At 69.6% G+C, this 4,379-nt stretch carries 5 protein-coding genes and 1 pseudogene; 3 read left to right on the top strand and 3 right to left on the bottom strand.

The features are described 5' to 3' along the window. Positions 1-445, bottom strand: a pseudogene (manB, locus tag A5697_RS10575) (phosphomannomutase/phosphoglucomutase); the annotation flags it as partial. 121 nt (positions 446-566) lie between these two features. Further along, positions 567-1,004: a DUF3499 domain-containing protein gene (locus tag A5697_RS10580; protein ID WP_197500969.1), complete on the bottom strand. Its 438-nt coding sequence runs from the start codon at positions 1,002-1,004 to the stop codon at positions 567-569. 173 nt (positions 1,005-1,177) lie between these two features. Between A5697_RS10580 and A5697_RS10585 the strand changes: the two genes are divergently transcribed. After that, entirely contained in the window at positions 1,178-1,600 is a 423-nt protein-coding gene (locus tag A5697_RS10585; RefSeq protein ID WP_007168084.1) for a metallopeptidase family protein, read from the top strand. A 13-nt stretch (positions 1,601-1,613) separates the two neighbouring features. Here A5697_RS10585 and A5697_RS10590 read toward each other — a convergent pair whose 3' ends face one another. After that, the gene (locus tag A5697_RS10590) at positions 1,614-1,952 is read right to left on the bottom strand and encodes a WhiB family transcriptional regulator (protein WP_067950190.1); all 339 of its coding nucleotides are present in this window, start codon (positions 1,950-1,952) and stop codon (positions 1,614-1,616) included. A 352-nt stretch (positions 1,953-2,304) separates the two neighbouring features. Between A5697_RS10590 and cofD the strand changes: the two genes are divergently transcribed. Together cofD and A5697_RS10600 are read left to right on the top strand one after the other, a co-directional pair. Continuing rightward, on the top strand, positions 2,305-3,306 hold the full coding sequence (gene cofD / locus A5697_RS10595; protein ID WP_067950192.1) for a 2-phospho-L-lactate transferase: 1,002 nt from the start codon (positions 2,305-2,307) through the stop codon (positions 3,304-3,306). Next, on the top strand, positions 3,303-4,379 hold a 1,077-nt coding region (locus tag A5697_RS10600), incomplete at its 3' end, for a coenzyme F420-0:L-glutamate ligase (RefSeq protein WP_068010294.1). The genes cofD and A5697_RS10600, both read left to right, overlap by 4 nt.

Consider the following 4,379-nt stretch of genomic DNA (forward strand, 5'->3'; position numbering starts at 1 on the left):
CGGGTGGTCCGTCATAGCGCTCGACGCCGGCGATGACGTCCTCGCTGATGATGCGCAGGCCGCTCTCGGCGCCGACCGGCTTGGCGGCCGCGCGGCACAGCTTGATGCCGTTGTAGGCCGCCGGGTTGTGGCTCGCGGTGAACATCGCGCCCGGGCAGTCCAGCGACCCGGAAGCGAAGTACAGCTGGTCGGTGGAGGACAGGCCGATCCGCACCACGTCCAGGCCCTGGCCCGTCACGCCCGACGCAAAGGCCGCGGCCAGCGTCGGCGAACTGTCGCGCATGTCGTGGCCGATCACCACCTGCCGGGCGCCCTCGCCGCGCATCAGCTTGGCGAAGGCCGCCCCCAAGGCGGTGACCAGCGGCTCGTCCAGCTCCTCGCCGACCAGCCCGCGCACGTCATAAGCCTTGACGACGCGGTGCACGGTCGCGGCGAGCCGAGACATGCCGGGGCCTCCTGACGCCATGAAAATGCTTCGTTCCTTCGCCTGTTGGCCGTCAGCCTATCGGCCCCCGGGAAACACCGACCGCAGCGGTGTGCGGGGAATGCGCGCGACGCCGGAACGGCTAGTCACTGGGATCGGGCAGCACCCGCAGATGCCCGCGGCGCCGGCCGGATCGATGCTCGGGCGGCGCGAGCACACTGCTGCTGGGCGCGGTGGCCTGCGACCCGCCGTGATGGATGTGCGGGTCGGCGAAGCCGTTCACCGGGGCGTACGGCACGACGCGATCGCCACCTTCGCGCACCGCGTCGGCCAGGGCGACCAGGTCGTCCTCGTCAGGGTGGGCGGGCTCGGAAAGGAGGGGTCCGGCGTGCCGCACCAGATCCCACCCGCGGGGTGCGGTGATCCGGCCGGCATGGCCGACGCACAGGTCCCAGGAATGCGGTTCCCGCGCGGTCGCCAACGGGCCTACGACTGCCGTCGAGTCCGAGTAGACGAACGTCAGGGTCGCCACGGCGTAGTGCGGGCACCCGGGCCGGCAACAGCGACGGGGAACGTTCACGAGCGAAAGGCTATCGTGCGGAAACGCCGTCGAAGCGCCGGACACGCGCAACCGGCCGGCCCCCGATGTGCAACCGTTACCATCGGCGCGTGGGCGATTCGCGCAGCTCCCCGCGGAGGGATCGGTCCCAGGGCCGATTCGCTTCCCATCGGTCCTCCCGGCGGGGCCGCGATGTGCGCGGCCCGCTGCTGCCGCCGACGGTGCCCGGCTGGCGCAGCCGGGCCGAGCGATTCGACATGGCGGTGCTGGAGGCCTACGAACCGATCGAGCGGCATTGGCAGGCCCGCCTGGCCGACCTCGACGTGGCGGTCGACGAGATTCCGCGCATCGCCGCCAAGGATCCCGACAGCGTGCAGTGGCCGCCGGAGGTGATCGCCGACGGGCCGATCCCGCTGGCACGACTGATCCCGGCCGGCGTCGACGTCCGCGGCAACGCCACACGGGCGCGAATTGTCTTGTTTCGCAAGCCGATCGAGCGACGGGCCAAAGACACCGTCGAGCTCGGTGATTTACTGCACGAAATCTTGGTGGCCCAGGTGGCCATCTACCTTGATGTAGAGCCGTCGGTCATCGACCCGACGATCGACGACGAATGACGCTGGCGCGGCGTTAGATAATGCCGCGCTTGAGGCGGCGGCGCTCGCGCTCGGAGAGACCGCCCCAAATGCCGAAGCGCTCGTCATGCTCCAGGGCGTACTCCAGGCACTCGTGGCGTACCTCGCACCCCAGGCAGATCTTCTTCGCCTCCCGGGTGGAACCGCCCTTCTCCGGGAAGAAAGCCTCGGGATCCGTTTGGGCGCAAAGCGCCCGGTCCTGCCACTGGTCCGCAACGGGCGCCGGCATCGGCTCGGGCTCGAATGCGACTGGCGCATCAGGAACCACGGTCAGGTGCGGCCGAACGGGTCGGACCGGCGCTGAGACGATAGGGGTGTGCGGCGTGCTCGCCATGACTCCTCGAAGATGTTCGTAAGACATACGGTCGTCCGCCTCCTCATTTTGATTGGGAGAGTGAGTGGTTCCCACTTTTCTGATGTGTACAGACAATTCGAACAAGTGATCGAATCTCGGTCTGCGACACCGGAACCGGCCGGCCAACCGGGAAATGACACTGTTGTGATTAGACACGGGTTAATCTGCCGGGTCAAGCATTACGGCGCATTTCCATACCATCTCGTGACCGAATTACGGCGTTTCCGTTGTTTTGCGCATTCGGCGTGTCGATCACACCGCGCGCGACTACGCTTAAGGGCCGCGTAACGGCCCCGCCACCGCACAGTCGCCGGGCAGTACTGTCGTCCACGTGAAGGTCACCGTTCTGGTCGGTGGGGTTGGCGGCGCCCGCTTCCTGCTGGGGATTCAACAGTTGCTCGGGCTGGGGCAGTTCGAAACGCAACAGCACCCAGACGCGGGAGCCGGCAACCACGAACTTAATGCAATCGTCAACATCGGCGACGACGCCTGGATTCATGGACTGCGGGTCTGCCCGGATTTGGACACCTGCATGTACACCTTAGGTGGAGGGGTAGACCCGGAGCGAGGGTGGGGTCACCGCGACGAAACCTGGCACGCCAAAGAGGAATTGGCGCGCTACGGCGTGCAGCCGGATTGGTTCGGGCTCGGCGACCGGGATATCGCCACCCACCTGGTGCGCACCCAAATGCTCAACGCCGGCTACCCCCTCTCGCAGATCACCACGGCGCTGTGCGATCGCTGGCAACCCGGCGCCCGGCTGCTGCCCGCGAGCGACGACCGCTGCGAGACGCACGTGGTGATCACCGATCCGGACGACGGCACCCGGCGGGCGATCCACTTCCAGGAGTGGTGGGTGCGCTACCGCGCCGACGTGCCCACGCACAGCTTCGCGTTCGTCGGCGCCGAAAAGGCCACCGCCACAAGTGATGCTGTCGCGGCCATCGCCGACGCCGACGTCATCCTGCTGGCACCCTCCAACCCGGTGGTGAGCGTCGGCGCCATCCTGGCCGTCCCCGGCATCCGGGCGGCGCTGCGCTCGGCGACCGCCCCGGTCGTCGGCTACTCGCCCATCATCGGCGGAAAACCATTGCGCGGCATGGCCGATGCGTGCCTGTCGGTGATCGGGGTGGAGTCCACCGCGGAGGCGGTCGGCCGGCACTACGGGGCGCGCCGCGGCACCGGGATCCTGGACTGCTGGCTGGTGCACGAGGGCGACCACGCTGACATCGAGGGGGTCGCGGTGACGGCCGTGCCGCTGTTGATGACCGACCCGAAGGCGACGGCCGAGATGGTGCGCGCCGGGCTCGAGCTCGCGGGCGTGGCCCCGTGACCGAACACGGCACCGGATCCACGATCGAGATCCTGCCCGTCGCCGGACTGCCCGAATTCCGTCCCGGCGACGACCTGAGCGCCGCCCTGGCCGCGGCCGCAGCCTGGCTCCGCGACGGCGACGTCGTGGTGGTGACGAGCAAGGTGGTGTCCAAGTGCGAGGGCCGGCTGGTGCCGGCGCCGCAGGACCCCGAGGAGCGCGACCGACTCCGGCGCGAGCTGGTCGATGCCGAGGCGGTGCGGGTGCTGGCGCGCAAGGGCCGCACCCTGATCACCGAGAACCGCATCGGTCTGATTCAGGCGGCCGCGGGTGTGGACGGATCCAACGTGGGCCGCGACGAACTGGCGCTGCTGCCGGTCGACCCGGACGGCAGCGCCGCGGCGCTGCGCGCCGGGCTGGCCGACCGGCTCGGCGTCGACGTGGCCGTGGTCATCACCGACACGATGGGCCGCGCGTGGCGCAACGGCCAGATCGATGCGGCGGTGGGGTCGGCGGGTCTGGCTGTACTGCACGGCTATTCGGGGACAGTCGACCGCCACGGCAACGAGCTGGTGGTCACCGAGATCGCGGTCGCAGACGAGGTGGCGGCGGCGGCGGATCTGGTGAAGGGCAAATTGACCGCCATGCCGGTGGCCGTGGTGCGCGGCCTGCCAAAGAATCTCGTGGCCGACGACGGGTCGACGGCCCGGCAACTGTTGCGGCCCGGCGAGGAAGACCTGTTCTGGCTGGGCACGGCCGAAGCGCTCGACATGGGGCGCCGGCAGGCGCAGCTGTTGCGCCGGTCGGTGCGCCGGTTCAGCGCCGAGCCGGTCGCCGCCGAGCTGATCGAGGCCGCCGTGGCCGAGGCGCTCACGGCGCCGGCCCCGCACCACACCCGGCCGGTCCGGTTCGTCTGGCTGCAGACCCGCGACGTGCGGACGCGACTGCTGGACCGCATGAAGGACAAGTGGCGGTCGGACCTCACCGGTGACGGCCGGCCCGCCGACTCGGTAGAGCGGCGGGTGGCACGCGGCCAGATCCTCTACGACGCACCCGAGGTCGTCGTCCCGATGCTGGTTCCCGACGGCGCGCAC

The organism is Mycobacterium sp. E3251 (assembly GCF_001666835.1).
Classification (GTDB): Bacteria; Actinomycetota; Actinomycetes; order Mycobacteriales; family Mycobacteriaceae; genus Mycobacterium.

Bases quoted from the DNA above. Each gene is read 5' to 3' on its own strand.
- A5697_RS10590 (WP_067950190.1), bottom strand. From the start codon at position 1,952: ATGGCGAGCACGCCGCACACCCCTATCGTCTCAGCGCCGGTCCGACCC.